The sequence below is a fragment of the Pseudomonas sp. Van50 genome, from assembly GCF_055390755.1.
The window spans coordinates 6,060,015-6,078,655 of the sequence record NZ_AP024343.1; the positions used below are offsets into that span (position 1 = coordinate 6,060,015).

The window sequence follows — 18,641 nt, forward strand, 5'->3', positions numbered from 1 at the left end:
CCAAGGCACTCCGAATTCACACTAGATGAAGCCGCACATGCCCAAAGGATTGATTCGCGCTTTCGGCGCCCTGTTGACCGCACTGGCCCTCTACAGCCTGTTGGGTTTTCTGATTTTGCCAGGCATCGCCTTGCGCATCGCCAACCAGCAATTGGCCGCCCATGCGACAGTGCCGGCGCAGATCCAGCGTGTGGAACTCAATCCCTTCAGCCTTGAAGTCACCCTCTGGGGCCTGAATATCGGCGAGCCAGGCAAGGAGCAGCTCGGCTTCGAACGGCTGTACGCCAATTTGCAACTCGACAGCTTGTGGTCTGGCGCCCTGCACCTGGTCGACATCGAGATGGACAAGCCCAAGACCGAAGTGGTGTTCGCCAAGGACGGCCAGTTGAACCTGCTGGGCCTGTTCAAGCTGCCGGCCAGCGAGCCGACGCCCGCCGATCCCGAGGCCAAGCCGTTCCCCCTGCGGGTCGATCGAATCAAGTTGGCCGGCGGCTACGTGCATTTCCAGGACCTGCGGCCCAGTGAGCCCATCGAGTTTCTCTACGACACCCTCGATTTCGAGCTGAAGAACCTCAGCACCCTGCCCGACGACAATGCCGACATGACCCTGGTGGCCGCTGGTCCCGAAGGCGGACAGGTCGACTGGACCGGTAATTTCAGTCTCACACCGATTGCCTCCCAAGGCACGCTCAAAGTCACTGGCGGCCAGATGAAAGCCTGGTGGCCCTATGTGCGCGACGCCGTACCGCTGGTGCTGGAGAACGGTGTCCTGAACCTCAGCACCGACTACAAGCTCAACCTGGCCAAGGGCACCGAACTGCTGCTCAACAACGTCGCGCTCAGCGTCGCGCCCTTTGCCATCAAGGCCCCCGATGGCCGCCCACTGGTGAAACTCGAACGCCTGGACGTGAGCGAAACCACGGTGGACCTGGCCAAGCAGCAAGTGGTGGTCGGCAAGATCCGCAGCCAGAAGCTGGAAACCTGGGCCGCTCGCGAGGCGGACGGGCAACTGGACTGGCAGAAGCTCTTCGCCAGCCAGCCAGCCAAACCGCAGGTCAAGGCGGAACCGGCATCCGCCCCGGCGGCGGCCGACTCGCCAAAACCTGAACCGACACCGCCCAGCAAACCGTGGCAAGTGATCTTGAAGGACGTGCAACTGCGCGACTACCAGGTGCATCTGGCCGACCGCCAGGCGCAGCCCGCCGTGGCCCTGGAGGTCGGCCCGCTGAACCTCGACCTGCAGAACTACGACACCCTCAACGGCTCGCCCTTTACCCTCAAGCTGGACACCGGGTTGGGCAAACAGGGCAAGATCCTGGCCGATGGCGAGGTCAACCTGAACCCGATCAGCGCCAGGCTCAAGGTCAAGACCCAGGACATCGACCTGCGCGTCGCCCAGTCGTATATCAACCCGTTCATTCGCCTGGAGCTGCGCTCCGGGATGCTCGGCAGTGACCTGGCGGTCGACCTCAAGAGCACCGAGCCACTGGCATTCGCCGTCACCGGCCGCGCCCAGGTCGAGCAGTTGCACACCCTCGACACCCTCAAGACCCGTGATTTCCTCAAATGGCAGAAACTGATCCTCGAAGGCCTGAACTATCAGCACGGTGACAGCCTGTCCATCGACAAGGTCAACCTGTTCCAGCCTTACGCGCGCTTCATGATCAACGACGACCGCACCACCAACGTCGATGACCTGCTGATCCCGCAACCGGCCGACAGCGGCACGAAGAGCACCGCGACAAAACCGAAGTCCCAGGAAAAACCGCTGGGCATCCACATCGGCGGCATCGCCATCAACGACGGTTCGGCCAACTTCGCCGACTTCAGCCTGACGCCCAATTTCGCCACGGCCATCCAACAGCTCAATGGCCAGATCGGCACCATCGACAGCCGCCAGGCCCAACCGGCCAGCGTGGACGTCAAGGGCAAGGTCGACCGTTACGCACCGGTCACCATCAAAGGGGCGGTAAACCCCTTCGATCCGATGGCCAGCCTCGACATCGCCACCAGTTTCAAACGGGTCGAGCTGACGACCCTGACGCCCTACTCCGGCAAGTTCGCCGGCTATCGCATCCGCAAGGGCCGGCTCAATCTCGACCTGCATTACCGAATCACCAAGGGCCAGCTCCAGGCGGAGAACAAGGTGGTGGTCGAACAATTGCAGCTGGGAGAAAAAGTCGACAGCCCGGACGCCGTCAGCCTGCCGCTGAAGCTGGCCGTCGCCTTGCTCAAGGACTCCGAGGGCAGGATTTCCATCGAACTGCCAGTCAGCGGCAACCTCAACGACCCGCAGTTCAGTGTCATGCCGATCGTCTGGCAGACCCTGCGCAACCTGGTGGTCCGCGCGGCCCAGGCGCCCTTCAAGCTCATCGGCGGGCTGGTGGCCGGGGGCGGCTCGGAAGACCTGGGCAGCGTGGCGTTTGCGCCAGGCTCCAGCGACCTGAGCAAGGACAACGAAAGCACGCTGCTCAAACTCTCCGAAGCCCTGGGCAAACGACCGGAGCTGCGCCTGGAGATCGAAGGCACCGCCGCCGAAAGCAGCGACGGTCCATTGCTCGCCGCCCAGCGCCTGGAACGCGAATACCAGTACAACTACTACAAGATGCTGCAACGCCGGGGCGACAAAGTACCGGCCCAGGCCTCGCTGATACAGGTGCCCGAGGATGAAAAGCCCCCCTGCTCGAAGGCATCTACCGCACGCGCCTCAAGACTCAACCGCCTGCCGAATGGACGCAACTGGATAAAAAGGCGCGCATCGAGAAACTGCGCGAAAGCGTGATCAAGTTCTGGAGCGGCAGCGACGTGCTATTGCGTCAACTGGGGCAGGAACGGGCCAGCAGCATCAAGGACTTCCTGGTGGACAAAGGCCAATTGGCCGACGACCGCGTGTATTTCATCGACGCCAGCCTCGGCCAGGCCGAAAGCGACGGTCGCGTAATCACTCCTCTGCACCTGGATGCTGAATGACATGAAGTGTGTGTACGGGCTCAGCCTGGGTCTATTGCTCGCCGCCGGCCAAGCGTCGGCGGCCGATACGCTGCGCTGCGGCAGCCAGTTGATCAGCGTCGGCGACCGCTCCAGCGAAGTGCTGCAAAAGTGCGGGCAGCCTGTGGCGCGGGATGACCTGGGCTACAAACGCAGTGTCAATCGCCGGGAAGAATACCCGGTGGAGGAATGGACCTACGGGCCCAACAGCGGCATGTATCAGTACCTGCGCTTCGAGGGGAATCGGCTGGTGCAGATCACCAGCAAGCGGGGACGGTGAATGTGCCGCCGCCATCGCGAGCAAGCTCGCTCCCACATTTGACCGCATTCCTTCTGGCAGAACTCGATCCCTGTGGAACAGCTTGATCACTTTTTCTGAAGGAACTCGATCCCTGTGGGAGCGAGCTTGCTCGCGATAAGGGCAACTCGATTTCCCCGGCCGGACCGCACATTTTTTCTCCCCAGAATAGAACAGGCCCCTGGCACGAATGCCGGGGGCCTGTAATGGCCACGTCCCTGTGGCCTTTCGCATGAACTCCAAAGCAACGGCAAGCGTATGACTCAGCCCGCTTGCCGTGCCCTCTCCCAGTCCAGGCGAGAAGTCTTAGCCTTACTCGGCTTTCAGGCCGTCAGCCGATACGGCCTTGACGCCTTTGATTTTCTTGGCGATTGCCACGGCGGTGGTTTTCTGGGCGTCGGTCACGGCAACAGTGGACGACAGCGACACAACGCCTTTGTTGGTTTCGACTTTGATGTCGGTACCTGGAATGCCTTTTTCGGTGACCAGGTCAGCTTTGACTTTGGTGGTGATCCAGGTATCGGAGGTGGCTTCCTTGGCCTCTGTCACCTCGCCTGCGGCCAGCATCATAGGAGCCTGAGTTGCTTGAGTGGTCTCGGCGAATGCGCTAGCCATGGTCAGGGTCAGTGCGGTAGCAGCGGCGGCAGTGATAGCGAACTTCTTCATACGAGTAACTCCTGTTTTTCTCAGAAACTGCCGGAGGTGCATCCCGGCAGGGTTAACAGGAGTAGTGCGAAGGCTGTGCCAGTTTTGAAAAATTTATAAATTTCTTATAAATCAGCAAGTTAAGCGAAGCGGTATTTTTCATGATCATGCAAAATGCACGAAGCGTTGATTCTGGACATGCAACTTGCGGGTTTTGAGCGGTTGCTAAGCTTATGAATTTCGGAGGATTTATGTGGAGAGGGCACGCGCCCCCCTCCCAATACTGAAAATCAGACGCCAGGGCAGCCAGCCGGCAGGAATTCCTTGGCAGCGTTAGATGCGCATGTCCAGACGCCGGCGGCATCACGACTAAGGGTGATTGTCTTACCCGCTACGGCAGCAGGAGCATTCGAGAGGGTACAAACGATGGTCCCCGTGCCTGCCGCGGCAGTGCCCGTGACTGCGATTGCGCAGTTGCTGGTAGGTGTCGTGATGTTCATGTTGGCCGCCGTCGGGCTGGTCCCCTGATTCATCATGTCCTCGTACGGTACCTTCAACGCAGAAATTTCCCCCAGCCCGGCCGTAGCCTTGGCCCGTGCCTGATATTTGGAATATTGCGGCAACGCAAAGGTCGCCAGAATGCCAATGATCGCCACGACGATCAGCAGCTCGATCAGCGTAAAGCCCGTTTGCTTATTCATAGACATCTCCCATGCATGAGTCGAAATCTCATGACCTGAAACAGCCATTGCAGGGCACATGCCAACCCTGAAGCGCCATCGATAAAGGGGTTGAGCCCGCACAACGGCGACGTCCTACCTCAACAACCGCACTATCTGACGTTTTTTGTCACCCTGGCTCGCTGGTTTGGCGTCGATGCTTGACTAGGCTATAAGTCATGAACTGTCCGCCGCCGGAATCCCCATGAATGACATCGCCCTCAGCGGCCTGACCAAGCAATTGGTGCTGGCTGAACTGCTCACCGAGCAAAGTGCGCAACAGGCGTATCAACAGGCCCAACGCAGTCGCATCCCCCTGGTCAGCTACCTGGTGCAGAACAAACTGGTCCAGAGCCGCCAGGTCGCGGAGATCGCCTCGGAGCATTTCGGCGTCGCCCTGCTGGACCTCAACAGCCTGGACAAGGACACCCAACCCACGGGCCTGGTCAGCGAAAAACTGGTGCGCCAACATCACGTCCTGCCGCTGTGGCGACGCGGCAACAAGTTGTTCGTGGGCATCTCCGACCCCACCAATCACCAAGCCATCAATGACATTCAATTCAGTACCGGCCTGACCACCGAAGCCATCCTGGTAGAAGACGACAAGCTCAGCGACGCCATCGAAAAGTTTTTCGAATCCAATAGCACGGGCCTGGAAGGCATGGGCGATGTCGACCTGGACGGTCTGGACGGTCTGGACATCGAATCGATCGACGACACCAAGCAGGATTCCATCGGCAACCAGGACGCCGACGACGCGCCCGTGGTGCGTTTCGTCAACAAGATGCTGCTGGACGCGATCAAGGGCGGCTCTTCCGACCTGCACTTCGAGCCTTACGAAAAAATCTACCGGGTGCGGGTGCGCACCGACGGCATGCTGCGGGAAGTGGCCCGGCCGCCGATCCAACTGGCGACCCGTATCGCCGCCCGCCTGAAAGTCATGGCCAGCCTCGATATTTCCGAACGGCGCAAACCCCAGGACGGCCGGCTGAAAATGCGCCTGTCGAAAACCAAGTCCATCGACTTCCGGGTCAACACCCTGCCGACGCTCTGGGGCGAAAAAGTGGTGATCCGGATCCTCGACCCCTCCAGTGCGCAAATGGGCATCGATGCCCTGGGCTACGAGCCGGATCAGAAAGACCTGTACATGGCCGCCCTCAAACAGCCACAAGGGCTGATCCTGGTCACCGGCCCGACCGGCTCGGGCAAGACCGTGTCGCTGTACACCGGGCTGAATATCCTCAATACCGTGGACATCAACATCTCCACCGCCGAAGACCCGGTGGAGATCAACATGGAAGGCATCAACCAGGTCAACGTGAACCCGCGCCAGGGGCTGGACTTCGCCCAGGCCCTGCGCTCATTCCTGCGCCAGGACCCGGACGTGATCATGGTCGGCGAGATCCGCGACCTGGAAACCGCCGAAATCGCCATCAAGGCCGCCCAGACCGGCCACCTGGTGCTCTCCACACTGCACACCAACAGCGCCGCCGAAACCCTGATCCGCTTGCAGAACATGGGCATTCCAGGGTTCAACATCGCCACCGCCGTGCACCTGATCATCGCCCAGCGGTTGGCGCGCAAGCTCTGCGCCCACTGCAAGAAAGCCATCGAGATTCCCGAGGAAACCCTGCTCAAGGAAGGTTTCCCCGGGAACGCATCGGCACATTCACGATCTATGAGCCGGTCGGTTGCCAACAGTGCAACCACGGTTACAAAGGGCGCGTGGGGGTTTACGAAGTGGTCAAGAACACGCCCGAGCTGCAACGGTTGATCATGGCCGAGGGCAACTCGCTGGAAATCGATCTGCAAATGCGCAAGGACGGCTTCAATGACCTGCGCACATCGGGGCTGCTCAAAGTGATGCAGGGCGTCACCAGCCTCGAGGAAATCAACCGGGTCACCAAGGATTGAGCATGGCGGTCAAGGCAGTAAAAACCGACGTCTATACGTGGGAAGGCAAAGACCGCAAAGGCGCGAAAATGACCGGCGAGCTGACGGGACAGAGCCCGGCCCTGGTCAAGGCACAACTGCGCAAACAAGGCATCAACCCGGAGAAGGTGCGCAAGAAATCCACCTCGATATTCAGCAAGGGCAAGCGCATCAAGCCGCTGGATATCGCCCTCTTCACCCGCCAGATGGCAACGATGCTCAAGGCTGGCGTGCCGCTGTTGCAGGCGTTCGACATCATCGGCGAAGGCTTCGACAACGCCAACATGCGCAAGCTGGTGGACCAGGTGAAACAGGAAGTCGCCGCCGGCAACAGCTTCGCCGCCTCGCTGCGCAAATGCCCGCAGTACTTCGACGATTTGTACTGCAACCTGGTGGATGCCGGTGAACAGGCCGGTGCCCTGGATACGCTGCTGGATCGGGTCGCGACCTACAAGGAAAAGAGCGAAGCGCTCAAGGCCAAGATCAAGAAAGCCATGACCTACCCGACGGCGGTGATACTCGTCGCTGCGGTGGTCACCGGCATCCTGCTGGTCAAGGTGGTGCCGCAGTTCGAATCGGTCTTTTCAGGGTTCGGTGCACAGCTACCGGCCTTCACGGTAATGGTCATCGGCCTGTCGGAATTCTTGCAGGATTGGTGGTGGGTGGTGCTTGGCGGGCTTGTAGGGACATTTTTTGGCGTGAAATACGCCCTCAGGCGTTCCGAGCGCTTTCGTGACTGGCGCGATAAATGGCTACTCAAACTACCGCTGATAGGCGCCTTGATGTACAAGTCCGCCGTGGCCCGCTACGCCCGCACGCTCTCGACGACATTCGCCGCCGGCGTGCCGCTGGTCGAAGCCCTCGACTCGGTATCGGGCGCCACCGGCAACGTGGTGTTCAAGCGCGCTGTGCAGCGCATCCGCCAGGACGTCTCCACTGGCATGCAGTTGAATTTTTCCATGCGCGCGTCAGGGATCTTTCCGAACCTGGCCATCCAGATGACCGCCATCGGCGAGGAATCCGGCGCGCTGGACGACATGCTCGACAAAGTGGCGAGTTTTTATGAGGCCGAAGTGGACAATCTGGTGGACAACCTCACCAGCCTGATGGAACCCTTCATCATGGTGATCCTGGGGGTCGTCGTGGGTGGCCTGGTAGTCGCCATGTACCTGCCCATCTTTCAACTCGGCTCTGCGATCTGACATGCCCCTGAGCGAATTTCTCGTGCTGTATCCCGTGGCTTTCGTGCTTGTTGCGGCATTGCTCGGCCTGATCGTCGGCAGCTTCCTCAACGTGGTGGTGTGGCGCCTGCCGAAGATGCTCAACCGCGAATGGCGCCTGCAAGCCCACGACCTGTTGGGCCTGCCGGCCGAAACCCCGGGCCCGGTCTACAACCTCATGCTGCCCCATTCCCAATGCCCGCACTGCGGCCATCGCATCCGCGCCTGGGAGAACATTCCGCTGTTGAGCTACCTGATGCTGCGTGGCCGCTGTTCGAGCTGCGCCGCGCCCATCGGCAAGCGTTACCCCCTGACCGAAGTGGCCTGCGGCGCATTGTCGGCGTTCGTCGCCTGGCATTTCGGCTTTGGCTGGCACGCCGCGATGGTGATGGTGTTGACCTGGGGCCTGCTGGCCATGAGCCTGATCGACGCCGAGCATCAACTGCTGCCCGATACCCTGGTGTTGCCGTTGTTGTGGCTGGGCTTGATCGTCAACAGCTTCGGGCTGTTCGTTTCCCTGGACCAGGCGATGTGGGGCGCGGTGGCCGGCTACCTGGCGCTGTGGTCGGTATTCTGGGTGTTCAAGCTGATCACCGGCAAGGAAGGCATGGGCTACGGGGATTTCAAGCTGCTGGCGATGCTGGGCGCCTGGGGCGGCTGGCAGGTCCTGCCGCTGACGCTGCTGTTGTCGTCGCTGGTGGGCGCCGTTATCGGGGTCATTGTGCTGCGCTTGCGTGATGCGCCCGGGTCGACGCAGATCCCCTTCGGACCTTATCTGGCCATTGCCGGCTGGATTGCCTTGCTCTGGGGTGGTCAAATAACCGACTTCTATTGGCAGTCTGTCGGTTTCTAATGAATACCCCTCTGGAAAAACCCTGGATTCTCGGCCTGACCGGTGGCATCGGCAGCGGCAAGAGCGCGGCGGCCCAGCATTTCATCGATCTGGGTGTGCACGTCATCGACGCCGATCATGCGGCACGCTGGGTGGTCGAGCCCGGGCGCCCGGCGCTGGCGAAAATCGCCGAGCACTTCGGCCCTGGCGTATTGCAGGCCGACGGCGCCCTGGACCGGGCGGCGCTGCGCAAGCTGATTTTCGAGCATGCCGATGAACGCCGCTGGCTCGAAGCACTGCTGCATCCGCTGATCGCCGAGGAAATCGCCCATCACCTGGCTCAGGCACAATCGCCCTACGCGATCCTGGTGTCGCCGCTGCTGATCGAGTCAGGGCAGTACGCCATGACCCAGCGGATCCTGGTGATCGATGCGCCGGAACAACTGCAGATCGAACGTACGTTGCAGCGCGACCAGACCAGCGAACAGCAGGTCCAGGCGATCCTCAAGGCCCAGTCCAGCCGCCAGGATCGCCTGAGCCATGCCGACGACGTGGTGGTCAATGATCGCGACCTCGCCTGGCTGCACAGCGAGGTCGAGCGCCTGCATCACTTTTACCTTACTTTGCGTGGAGGCCACTCATGAGCCAAACCCCAACCGTTGATTGCCCAACCTGTGGCGCCCCTGTGGAATGGAGCCCGCAGAGCACATTCCGGCCGTTCTGTTCTGATCGCTGCAAACTGATCGACCTCGGCGCCTGGGCGTCGGAAGAACACAAGATCCCGGTCAGCCCCGACGCCGAGGATGAGCTGTTCAGCGAAGATTTCGAGCCTCGCTCACATCACTAAGGCCGCATGAAACCGTAGTCCTGTTCGTCGTCGAGGTTTTCCGCCAGGAAACTCAACTCGTCGGCCAGGTCTTCAGCGCTGCGTACTGTCTTGCTCTGCTGCACGATCGCACTGAGCAAGGCACGCAGGCTCAAGCCCGGGTCGAAACCGATCTCCATTGCGGCATCGTGGCTACGCCTGATCTCTTGCCTGGCCCACTCATAAACACTCATGGTTGTACTCCTGGAAGTTTTCCAGAGCATGCAGGGCGTGCGGTGGGGCAGCCTTGACGTGAATCAAGGCTTGTCATCATCGTTCCACGGTGCCGACAGGTAGCGCGTGCGGTTGAAGGTCTCCAGCCATTCGGGGCTGAACACCACCAACGCACTGATCACCATGCCGTTGATGAACGCTTCGGGAAAAATGATCAGCCAGAGGTAGCCGATGAAGTCCTCCAGCCAGTAAGGCATGGCAAACAGGCCGTCGTACCAGAGCAAACCGAGCCCCAGCAGCAGGCAGGCCAATGCCGAAAGCGCGGCAGCCAGGAACCCCGAACAGAAGATATACACAAACAGGTTACGCGGCTGGGCGCGCTCCACCAGGATTGCGCAACATTCAGTGATCAGCACCGGCAGCAGGATCAGCAGCGCACCGTTGACTCCGACCGCCGCCATGTCCTGACGCCCCAGCAGCACCAGCGCCATCTGCGCGCACAGGCCACCCAGGATCGCCAATGGCCAGTCCAGCAGCAGCGTCACGGCAGTCATGCCAATGAAATGATACGAGACACCCGTATCGAAATCCCGTCGCACCAGCCACAGCATGAACAACGCCAGCACCGTGCCGAACAGCAAATGCTGGCGACGGCTGTCCGTGAACAGCTCGACCCACGGTGCCCGCGCCACAGCCCAGGCCAACACCGGCACATAAACCAGCCAACCGACCGCCAGGGTTTGCGGTGATAGCAGTTCAGCACCGATCATGGACTACTCCTTTCGCTTGCCCTTGTCTCAAACAGGGGTTACTTCAAACCAGCAGTCTACACCCCCACCCATAACGTCCATTAATCCACGCAACGCTTTCAGCTTGTCGCAATTGAACGCTAAGCTTGGGCTCATGGATGATTCCGATTATTTACGCCTGCTGACCATCGCGGCCGAGCAAGCCAACGCCTTTCTCTCCAATGCCCGCAAATGGGAGCGTGAGCGTTGGGTCTGCCAGCGTCTGCTGCAAGGGCTGAACGTGCCTTATCGCGCCGACGAGTTCGCCCCGGCCGGCGAGCCACCGGACGTGCTGTTTCGGGATGCCAATTTCGAGGTGTTTTTCGTGCTCGACGAGGGCCGCCGTCTCAATGACGAATGGCGCGATGAACTGCAACGTCGCCGCAGCGCCTTTTCCCTCAGCCAGCTGGTGCGCCGCGAGGCCAAGCCCCGGCGAATCCCGGCCAATGAATTCCTGATGCGCCTGGCCCCGACCCTGCGCAAGAAAGCCCACAACTACACCGAACGCGGCATGGACCTGGGCGACCTGGACATCATCGCCTTCGCCAGCCTCAAGCGCGAAGTGTTGGACCTCAACAGTCACTTTCCACCGCCGACCGAATACCTGCGCCAGGGCTGGCGCTCGCTGTCGCTGGTGGGGCCGACGTTTGCCCGGGTGCTGTTCGCCCACCCCGACGCGCCGGATTTTTTGCGAGGCAACCTGGGGCGCAGCATCGTGTTCGACGTCGGGATCAGCCTGTGAGCCCATTGCAGGAACTGATCGCCGCCGTGCCGCAGCAGGGCCGCGTACGCTGGATTGGCGTGCGCCCCCAGGGTCACGCGCCGATGATCGAACTGGACGCCGTGGAGGCCCGCCTGGAAGCCGGACTGACCGGCGATCATGCCCGCCCCGGTGTACGCAATGCGCGACAAGTGACGTTGATCCAATGGGAACACCTGGCCGTGATCGGCTCGCTGATGGGCCGCCCCGAGGACCAGCCGGTGCTGCCACAGGAGCTGCGACGCAATATAGTGGTCAGCGGCATCAATCTGTTCAGCCTCAAGGGCCGGCGCTTTCGCATCGGCCAAGCCATCTTCGAAACCACCGGCTGGTGCCAGCCTTGCGCCCGATTGGAGCGCAACCTCGGCGAAGGTACGTTCCAGGCCGTACGCGGCCATGGCGGAATCACCGCCCGGGTGTTAAAAAGTGGAATCATTCGCCTGGACGACAGCCTGAGCGTCGAACCTGTGCCGGCGAGCGGCTACGCTGCTTTCAATGCCGGCTAGCCGGACGCTGTAACGCCTTCACCTTTCGCAACGTCTACCTGACGAGGCCTTTATGACCAGCCGCCTGAACCCAGATGACCAGAAGCATGTCGAAGAGTACCTGCAACTGTCCCAGCACCGAGTCGAGCGCCGGCCTTTCCGGCCGTGGATGCTCCTGGTGGTGGTACTGGCCATCACGATTGGCCTGGGCCTGTTGAGCCGACTGATCAGTTACCTGACGCTATGAGCCGCTTGGCGCTCGCTCGGGTAACGGTACCGAATTCCTTTAGCCTTGCGAGATATCCCCATGACTCATCGTATTGTCATCGTTGGCGGCGGCGCCGGCGGTCTGGAGTTGGCTACCCGTCTGGGTAAGACTCTGGGCAAGCGTGGCACGGCCAGTGTGATGCTGGTCGACGCGAACCTGACCCACATCTGGAAACCCCTGCTGCATGAAGTGGCTGCCGGCTCCCTGAACTCTTCCGAAGACGAACTCAACTACGTCGCCCAGGCAAAATGGAACCATTTCGAGTTCCAGCTTGGGCGCATGAGCGGCCTGGACCGGGAGCGCAAGAGAATCCAGCTGGCCGCCACCTATGACGAGGCGGGCGTCGAGCTGTTGCCGGCTCGGGAATTGGGCTACGACAGCCTGGTGATTGCCGTCGGCAGCACCACCAATGACTTCGGTACCGAAGGCGCGGCGCAGCACTGCCTGTTCCTCGACACGCGCAAGCAGGCCGAGCGCTTCCATCAGCAATTGCTCCACCACTATCTGCGTGCCCACGCCGGACAGACCGATATTGTCGAGCGCATCAGCGTCGCCATCGTCGGCGCCGGTGCGACCGGTGTCGAACTGGCGGCCGAACTGCATAATGCCGCTCACGAACTGCACGCCTATGGCCTGGACCGGATCAAGCCGGAGAACATGCACATCACCCTGATCGAGGCGGGTCCACGGGTCTTGCCAGCGCTGCCGGAGCGTATCGGCGGGCCGGTGCACAAGACCCTGGAGAAACTCGGGGTCAACGTCATGACCAACGCCGCCGTCAGCCAGGTGACCGCCGACAGCCTGATTACCGCGGACGGCCAGGTGATCGACGCGAGCCTGAAAGTCTGGGCCGCCGGGATTCGCGCCCCGGACTTCCTCAAGGACATCGACGGACTGGAGACCAACCGGATCAACCAGTTGCAAGTGCTGCCGACGCTACAAACCACCCGCGACGAGAACATCTTCGCCTTCGGCGATTGCGCCGCCTGCCCGCAACCCGGCAGTGATCGCAATGTTCCGCCCCGCGCCCAGGCCGCGCACCAGCAGGCCTCGCTGCTGGCCAAATCCCTGAAGCTGCGAATCGAAGGCAAGGCCCTGCCCGACTACAAATACACCGACTACGGCTCGCTGATTTCGCTGTCACGGTTCTCGGCGGTGGGCAACCTGATGGGCAACCTGACCGGCAGCGTAATGCTCGAAGGCTGGTTGGCGCGGATGTTCTACGTCTCGCTGTACCGCATGCACCAGATGGCGCTGTACGGGATGTTCCGCACGGCCATGCTGATGCTGGGCAGCAAGATCGGGCGCGGGACCGAACCTAGGCTGAAGTTGCACTGAGGCCTGACTGACGATTGCGCTGGATCAGCAATATCGAGGCTGAATGATCCATCGCAATCGCGAGCAAGCTCGCTCCCACAGTTGATCGCGGTCATCCTGTGGGAGCGAGCTTGCTCGCGATGAGGGCGGCACAGCCAGTGCTTAACCCTCAATCAAACCTGAAACCGCTGCACCATCGTGCGCAGCGAATTCGCCAGTTGCGACAACTCATGGCTGGAGGCACTGGTCTGGTCCGCACCGGAGGCCGAGCGCACCGACAAATCACGAATGTTCACCAGGTTGCGATCCACCTCGCGGGCCACTTGCGCCTGTTCTTCGGCGGCGCTGGCGATGACCAGGTTGCGTTCGTGGATTTCATTGACCGAGGCCGTGATGGTCTGCAGCGCGTCCCCTGCCCGCTCCGCCATGGCCAGGGTGCTGGCGGCGCGACTGGAACTGGCCTGCATGGAATCGAGTGCCTGGGTGGCACCGCTGCGCATGCCCTGGACCATTTGCTCGATTTCCTGGGTCGATTGCTGCGTGCGATAAGCCAGCGCCCGGACTTCGTCCGCCACCACCGCAAACCCACGTCCGCTCTCACCCGCCCGGGCCGCTTCAATGGCGGCGTTGAGGGCCAGCAGGTTGGTCTGCTCGGCGATGGCGCGGATCACGTCCAGCACCTTGCCGATATCCTGCGATTGGTTGGCCAACGATTGCACCAGGCCACCCGTCACCTGCACATCGCTGGCAAGGGCACCGATGGCATCGACTGTGTCGCTGACCCGCTGCTGCCCCAGGGACGCCGATTCACTGGACTGACGCGTGGCATCGGAGGTGGAAACCGCATTGCGCGCGACCTCTTCCACGGCCGTGGTCATTTCAGTGACCGCCGTGGCAGCTTGTTCAATTTCATTATTCTGTTGTTGCAGGCTGTGGGTGCTGTCGAGCGTGACGGCGTTCAGCTCATCAGCGGCGGTGGCCAGCTGTGCAGCCGAGCCGCTGATGCCCTGCAGGGTTTCCCGCAGGTTCTGCTGCATGGTCGCCAGCGCCTTGAGCAAGCGGCTCACTTCGTCGTTGCCATGGGTCTCGATCGGTCGGGTCAGGTCACCTCGGGCCACGCTCTCAGCGGCATTCAGCGCCTCGCCCAAGGGTTTGACGATACTGCGGGTGAGCAGCATGGCCAGCACGACCGTGGCCAGGGCCGCGAGCACCACGAACAGGCTGACGATCATCCGGGAGTTGGTGTAGTGCTCCTGGGACTTCTGGCTCTCGATGGACACCTGTTTGGAGAACAACTCCGCCAGATCGTTGAGCTGCTTGCCGGAACCATCCACCACGGTCTTCATGTCCACCAGCAACAGCTTGATCAGCTCGTCCCGACGCCCCTGCTCCGCCAGGGTGAAGGATTGCGCGATACCGGTACGGTAAGCGGCAAAGGTCTGCTTGAATTGGTCGTAAAGGGCCCTGCCTTCAGGCGTCACGACAAGCTTTTCGTAAGCCGCGATTTTTTCGCCCAGTTCTTTGTCACGGGTGTCCATTTGTCCGCGGTACACCGGGATATTCTTCGGGTCCTGGTCCAGGGCCATGCGCAGGGAAATCGTGCGGATACGCAGCATCCACTCGCGAATCTCATCACCTCCACGGATGCTGGGCAGCCATTGGGTTTCCACGGCGACTTCACTGTCACGGATGCTCGACATCTGCCCCAGCGCGAATACCCCGAGCAACGCCACCAACACGGCAATCAAGGCAAAACCCAACGCGGCACGCGGGGCAATATTCAACTGACGAAGAACCATAAGGGGTGCCTTTTTTTATTGTTGGCCTGAGATGGGGCCACGCCCCTGTCGCTGGGTTATCGGCAGGTCGTACGACGACTTAAGTCAGTCCACTTTATTACGGGCAAAAAAAAATCCCCGTATCTTTCGATACGAGGATTTTCAATATGGTCGGGGTAAGGGGATTCGAACTCCTGACATCCTGCTCCCAAAGCAGGCGCGCTACCGGACTGCGCTATACCCCGGTAAAAAAAAGGCGACCTTCGCAAGTCGCCTTCTCGATCAGCGCTTTTGGCCTCTGATCTTAAGATTCGATTCCAGCGAACTGGTTTCAAAAATGGTGGGTCGTGTGGGATTCGAACCTACGACCAATTGGTTAAAAGCCAACTGCTCTACCAACTGAGCTAACGACCCAAATATGGTCGGGGTAAGGGGATTCGAACTCCTGACATCCTGCTCCCAAAGCAGGCGCGCTACCGGACTGCGCTATACCCCGATTGAAATGGCTCCGTGACCAGGACTCGAACCTGGGACCCAATGATTAACAGTCATTTGCTCTACCGACTGAGCTATCACGGAACTGATATTTCAAGCTACAACGTTGAAGCTAGCTTCAACCTCTTCTACCCTTACGCATCGCTGCGTTCGTGTGTCTGAGGCGCGCTATTCTACAATCTTCAAAACCTCTGTCAACCCCTTAAATTGCTTTCAAGACAATGATTTGCAACTTATTTTGGATTCCTTCTCAGTGAGAAGTCGCCCTTGGGGTGACGTACTGCGGGGCGCACTTTACAAGCCTTTTCCTTTGAGTTCAACGGCCTGATGAAAAAAATGGCCTTGCAAGGCAAGGCCATTTCCATCGCCGACAGAGCCGCCCTTCAGTTGAAGACGATTTCGTCGTTCTCCACCGTACCGGTTACGGTTTCGCCCGGCATGAAGCGACCGGACAGAATCAACTGCGCCAGCGGGTTTTCGATCCAGCGCTGGATCGCTCGTTTGAGCGGCCGCGCACCGTAGACCGGGTCGTAACCCACCGCGATCAGCTTGTCCAAGGCCTCGTCGCTCAATTGCAGCTTGAGCTCGCGCTCGGTGAGACGGCTGCGCAGACGACCCAATTGGATCTCGGTAATGCCGGCAATCTGATCCCGGGCCAACGGCTCGAAGATCACCACCTCGTCGACCCGGTTGATGAATTCCGGGCGGAAGTGGGTAGAGATCGCATCCATCACCGCCGCGCGCTGCGCCTCACGGTCGCCCACCAACTCCTGGATCTGTGTCGAGCCCAGGTTGGAGGTCATCACGATCACCGTGTTGCGGAAGTCCACCGTACGTCCGTGGCTGTCGGTCAGACGACCATCCTCCAGCACTTGCAGCAGGATATTGAACACATCCGGGTGCGCCTTCTCGACCTCATCGAGCAGGATCACCGAGTACGGCTTGCGACGCACAGCCTCGGTCAGGTAACCACCCTCTTCATAGCCGACATAACCCGGTGGCGCACCGATCAGCCGTGCCACGGAATGCTTCTCCATGAACTCGGACATGTCGATGCGCACCATGGCCTCTTCGGTGTCGAAGAGGAACTCGGCCAGCGCCTTGCACAGCTCGGTTTTACCGACGCCGGTCGGGCCGAGGAACATGAACGAGCCACTTGGACGATTAGGGTCCGACAACCCGGCGCGGGACCGGCGCACAGCGTTGGAGACCGCCACTACCGCTTCTTCCTGGCCAATCACGCGCTGGTGCAGCAGGCTTTCCATCTTCAGCAGCTTGTCGCGCTCGCCCTCGAGCATTTTCGAGACCGGAATGCCGGTCCACTTGGACACCACCTCGGCGATTTCTTCCTCGGTGACCTTGCTGCGCAGCAACTGGTTTTCGCTCTTGCCGTGCTGGTCGACCATCTGCAGGCTGCGCTCCAGGTCCGGGATCACCCCGTACTGCAGCTCGGCCATGCGGTTGAGGTCGCCTTTGCGGCGAGCCGCTTCCAGTTCCTGGCGAGACTGTTCGATCTTTTGCTGGATCTGCGCCGAGCCCTGGACCTCGGCTTTCTCCGAGTTCCAGATTTCCTCGAGGTCGGAATACTCGCGTTCGTGACGAACGATTTCTTCCTGCAACCTTTCCAGACGTTTCTTCGCCGCTTCGTCGCTTTCTTTCTTCAGGGCCTGGGACTCGACCTTGAGCTGGATCAGGCGCCGCTCCAGGCGATCCAGCACTTCCGGCTTGGAGTCGATCTCCATGCGGATGCGGCTGGCCGCCTCGTCGATCAGGTCGATGGCCTTGTCCGGCAATTGACGGTCGGTGATGTAGCGGTGGCTGAGCTTGGCCGCGGCGATGATCGCGCCGTCGGTGATCGCCACCTTGTGGTGAACTTCATAGCGCTCTTTAAGGCCGCGCAGGATGGCGATGGTGTCTTCTTCGCTCGGTTCCTCCACCAGCACTTTCTGGAAGCGCCGCTCCAGCGCCGCATCCTTCTCTATATATTGGCGGTACTCGTTGAGCGTGGTCGCGCCGACGCAGTGCAACTCGCCCCGGGCCAACGCAGGCTTGAGCATGTTGCCGGCGTCCATCGAACCCTCGCCCTTGCCCGCACCGACCATGGTGTGCAGTTCGTCGATGAACAGGATGATCTGCCCTTCTTGCTTGGACAGTTCATTGAGCAAAGCCTTGAGCCGTTCTTCGAACTCGCCACGGTACTTGGCACCGGCGATCAAGGCCCCCATGTCCAGGGACAACAGGCGCTTGCCCTTGAGGCCGTCCGGCACTTCGCCGTTGATAATGCGCTGGGCCAGGCCCTCGGCGATGGCGGTTTTACCCACGCCTGGCTCACCGATCAGCACCGGGTTGTTCTTGGTGCGGCGTTGCAGCACCTGGATCGTGCGGCGGATTTCATCGTCGCGACCGATCACCGGGTCGAGCTTGCCTTCCTCGGCGCGCTTGGTCAGGTCGACGGTGTATTTGTCCAGCGCCTGGCGTGACTCCTCGTGATTGGCGTCGTTGACCGCTTCGCCGCCACGCAGGTTGTTGATGGCATTTTCCAGGGCTTTCTTGCTCACCCCTTGGCCGAGCAGCAGCTTGCCGAGCTTGCTGTTCTCGTCCATGGCGGCGAGCAGCACCAATTCGCTGGAAATGAACTGGTCGCCCTTCTGCTGGGCCAGGCGGTCGGCCTGGTTGAGCAGTCGCGCCAGATCCTGGGACATGTTCACGTCACCGGTCGGATTCTGGATCTTGGGTAACTGGTCGAGCTCCTTGGCCAGTTCTTTGCGCAGGCTGTTGACGTCAAAGCCGACCTGCATCAACAGGGGCTTGATGGAGCCGCCCTGCTGTTCAAGCATGGCCTGCATCAAATGCGCCGGTTCGATACCGGGGTGGTCCAGGCCGACGGCCAGGGACTGGGCATCGGACAGGGCCAATTGTAATTTGCTGGTTAAACGATCAATACGCATGGGTCACCTTCCTTTTGAGCAGGCCGGACCTAAACACATCCTGAATGAAGAAACCTGCCAGATACCCTTATAGATGTGGTCGATTCTGGAAGTTTCAAGCAGCGCAGCCTTGATGCAGATCAGGGAAGT

At 60.6% G+C, this 18,641-nt stretch carries 15 protein-coding genes, 4 tRNA genes and 2 pseudogenes; 11 read left to right on the plus strand and 10 right to left on the minus strand.

From position 1 onward, the window contains the following. Positions 1–37 precede the first annotated feature (37 nt). Positions 38–2,970: pseudogene (locus tag ACZ5M5_RS26170) on the plus strand (DUF748 domain-containing protein). Between the two features lies 1 nt (position 2,971). Then, on the plus strand, positions 2,972–3,268 hold the full coding sequence (locus ACZ5M5_RS26175) for a DUF2845 domain-containing protein (protein WP_060740581.1): 297 nt from the start codon (positions 2,972–2,974) through the stop codon (positions 3,266–3,268). A gap of 330 nt (positions 3,269–3,598) precedes the next feature. On the opposite strand, the gene ACZ5M5_RS26180 is transcribed toward ACZ5M5_RS26175, so the two are convergent. Further along, a complete protein-coding gene (locus ACZ5M5_RS26180; RefSeq protein ID WP_103310593.1) occupies positions 3,599–3,952 on the minus strand; it encodes a BON domain-containing protein in 354 nt (117 codons plus the stop codon). Between the two features lie 269 nt (positions 3,953–4,221). After that, a complete protein-coding gene (locus ACZ5M5_RS26185; RefSeq protein WP_060743129.1) occupies positions 4,222–4,632 on the minus strand; it encodes a pilin in 411 nt (136 codons plus the stop codon). A gap of 223 nt (positions 4,633–4,855) precedes the next feature. On the opposite strand from ACZ5M5_RS26185, the pseudogene pilB reads away from it, so the two are divergent. From pilB to yacG, 5 genes and pseudogenes are all read left to right on the plus strand, one after another. Beyond that, positions 4,856–6,564: pseudogene (pilB, locus tag ACZ5M5_RS26190) on the plus strand (type IV-A pilus assembly ATPase PilB). A 2-nt stretch (positions 6,565–6,566) separates the two neighbouring features. Then, positions 6,567–7,784, plus strand: a complete 1,218-nt coding sequence (locus tag ACZ5M5_RS26195; protein WP_060740579.1) for a type II secretion system F family protein — start codon at positions 6,567–6,569, stop codon at positions 7,782–7,784. A gap of 1 nt (position 7,785) precedes the next feature. Next, a complete protein-coding gene (locus ACZ5M5_RS26200; RefSeq protein WP_060740578.1) occupies positions 7,786–8,655 on the plus strand; it encodes a prepilin peptidase in 870 nt (289 codons plus the stop codon). Next, a complete protein-coding gene (gene coaE, locus ACZ5M5_RS26205) occupies positions 8,655–9,278 on the plus strand; it encodes a dephospho-CoA kinase (protein ID WP_060740577.1) in 624 nt (207 codons plus the stop codon). The genes ACZ5M5_RS26200 and coaE overlap by 1 nt, the downstream gene beginning before the upstream one ends. Continuing rightward, positions 9,275–9,481 (plus strand): DNA gyrase inhibitor YacG, encoded by a 207-nt coding sequence (yacG, locus tag ACZ5M5_RS26210; RefSeq protein WP_057450865.1) that lies wholly within the window; start codon positions 9,275–9,277, stop codon positions 9,479–9,481. The genes coaE and yacG overlap by 4 nt, the downstream gene beginning before the upstream one ends. Here the strand turns inward: yacG and ACZ5M5_RS26215 are convergent. Beyond that, the gene (locus tag ACZ5M5_RS26215; RefSeq protein WP_053125334.1) at positions 9,478–9,693 is read right to left on the minus strand and encodes a hypothetical protein; all 216 of its coding nucleotides are present in this window, start codon (positions 9,691–9,693) and stop codon (positions 9,478–9,480) included. The two genes, yacG and ACZ5M5_RS26215, sit on opposite strands and share 4 nt — an antisense overlap. Positions 9,694–9,756: 63 nt before the next feature. Then, positions 9,757–10,443, minus strand: a complete 687-nt coding sequence (locus ACZ5M5_RS26220; RefSeq protein WP_060740576.1) for an energy-coupling factor ABC transporter permease — start codon at positions 10,441–10,443, stop codon at positions 9,757–9,759. A gap of 133 nt (positions 10,444–10,576) precedes the next feature. Between ACZ5M5_RS26220 and ACZ5M5_RS26225 the strand changes: the two genes are divergently transcribed. Genes ACZ5M5_RS26225 through ACZ5M5_RS26240 form a run of 4 tightly spaced genes read left to right on the plus strand, consistent with a single transcriptional unit; the run spans position 10,577 to position 13,312 of the window. After that, complete coding sequence (locus tag ACZ5M5_RS26225; protein ID WP_025215531.1) at positions 10,577–11,203, plus strand: DUF1780 domain-containing protein; 627 nt, start codon at positions 10,577–10,579, stop codon at positions 11,201–11,203. After that, the gene (locus ACZ5M5_RS26230) at positions 11,200–11,727 is read left to right on the plus strand and encodes an MOSC domain-containing protein (RefSeq protein ID WP_060740575.1); all 528 of its coding nucleotides are present in this window, start codon (positions 11,200–11,202) and stop codon (positions 11,725–11,727) included. Before ACZ5M5_RS26225 ends, ACZ5M5_RS26230 begins: the two co-directional genes overlap by 4 nt. Before the next feature lie 52 nt (positions 11,728–11,779). Beyond that, positions 11,780–11,953: a DUF3094 family protein gene (locus ACZ5M5_RS26235; protein ID WP_039593877.1), complete on the plus strand. Its 174-nt coding sequence runs from the start codon at positions 11,780–11,782 to the stop codon at positions 11,951–11,953. A 60-nt stretch (positions 11,954–12,013) separates the two neighbouring features. Continuing rightward, on the plus strand, positions 12,014–13,312 hold the full coding sequence (locus tag ACZ5M5_RS26240) for an NAD(P)/FAD-dependent oxidoreductase (RefSeq protein ID WP_103310596.1): 1,299 nt from the start codon (positions 12,014–12,016) through the stop codon (positions 13,310–13,312). A 152-nt stretch (positions 13,313–13,464) separates the two neighbouring features. On the opposite strand, the gene ACZ5M5_RS26245 is transcribed toward ACZ5M5_RS26240, so the two are convergent. The 6 genes from ACZ5M5_RS26245 to clpB form a co-directional block, all read right to left on the minus strand. Beyond that, the gene (locus ACZ5M5_RS26245) at positions 13,465–15,090 is read right to left on the minus strand and encodes a methyl-accepting chemotaxis protein (RefSeq protein WP_103311138.1); all 1,626 of its coding nucleotides are present in this window, start codon (positions 15,088–15,090) and stop codon (positions 13,465–13,467) included. Between the two features lie 147 nt (positions 15,091–15,237). Continuing rightward, positions 15,238–15,314, minus strand: a tRNA-Pro gene (locus tag ACZ5M5_RS26250). Between the two features lie 93 nt (positions 15,315–15,407). Further along, a tRNA-Lys gene (locus ACZ5M5_RS26255) sits at positions 15,408–15,483 on the minus strand. A 5-nt stretch (positions 15,484–15,488) separates the two neighbouring features. Continuing rightward, a tRNA-Pro gene (locus ACZ5M5_RS26260) sits at positions 15,489–15,565 on the minus strand. 7 nt (positions 15,566–15,572) lie between these two features. After that, positions 15,573–15,648, minus strand: a tRNA-Asn gene (locus ACZ5M5_RS26265). A gap of 299 nt (positions 15,649–15,947) precedes the next feature. Continuing rightward, complete coding sequence (gene clpB, locus ACZ5M5_RS26270; protein WP_053125348.1) at positions 15,948–18,512, minus strand: ATP-dependent chaperone ClpB; 2,565 nt, start codon at positions 18,510–18,512, stop codon at positions 15,948–15,950. Positions 18,513–18,641 lie beyond the last annotated feature (129 nt).

Coding starts and splice junctions, on each gene's coding strand:
- ACZ5M5_RS26175 (WP_060740581.1), top strand. CDS start 2,972: ATGAAGTGTGTGTACGGGCTCAGCCTGGGTCTATTGCTCGCCGCCGGC.
- ACZ5M5_RS26180 (WP_103310593.1), bottom strand. CDS start 3,952: ATGAAGAAGTTCGCTATCACTGCCGCCGCTGCTACCGCACTGACCCTG.
- ACZ5M5_RS26185 (WP_060743129.1), bottom strand. CDS start 4,632: ATGAATAAGCAAACGGGCTTTACGCTGATCGAGCTGCTGATCGTCGTG.
- ACZ5M5_RS26195 (WP_060740579.1), top strand. CDS start 6,567: ATGGCGGTCAAGGCAGTAAAAACCGACGTCTATACGTGGGAAGGCAAA.
- ACZ5M5_RS26200 (WP_060740578.1), top strand. CDS start 7,786: ATGCCCCTGAGCGAATTTCTCGTGCTGTATCCCGTGGCTTTCGTGCTT.
- coaE (WP_060740577.1), top strand. CDS start 8,655: ATGAATACCCCTCTGGAAAAACCCTGGATTCTCGGCCTGACCGGTGGC.
- yacG (WP_057450865.1), top strand. CDS start 9,275: ATGAGCCAAACCCCAACCGTTGATTGCCCAACCTGTGGCGCCCCTGTG.
- ACZ5M5_RS26215 (WP_053125334.1), bottom strand. CDS start 9,693: ATGAGTGTTTATGAGTGGGCCAGGCAAGAGATCAGGCGTAGCCACGAT.
- ACZ5M5_RS26220 (WP_060740576.1), bottom strand. CDS start 10,443: ATGATCGGTGCTGAACTGCTATCACCGCAAACCCTGGCGGTCGGTTGG.
- ACZ5M5_RS26225 (WP_025215531.1), top strand. CDS start 10,577: ATGGATGATTCCGATTATTTACGCCTGCTGACCATCGCGGCCGAGCAA.
- ACZ5M5_RS26235 (WP_039593877.1), top strand. CDS start 11,780: ATGACCAGCCGCCTGAACCCAGATGACCAGAAGCATGTCGAAGAGTAC.
- ACZ5M5_RS26240 (WP_103310596.1), top strand. CDS start 12,014: ATGACTCATCGTATTGTCATCGTTGGCGGCGGCGCCGGCGGTCTGGAG.
- ACZ5M5_RS26245 (WP_103311138.1), bottom strand. CDS start 15,090: ATGGTTCTTCGTCAGTTGAATATTGCCCCGCGTGCCGCGTTGGGTTTT.
- clpB (WP_053125348.1), bottom strand. CDS start 18,512: ATGCGTATTGATCGTTTAACCAGCAAATTACAATTGGCCCTGTCCGAT.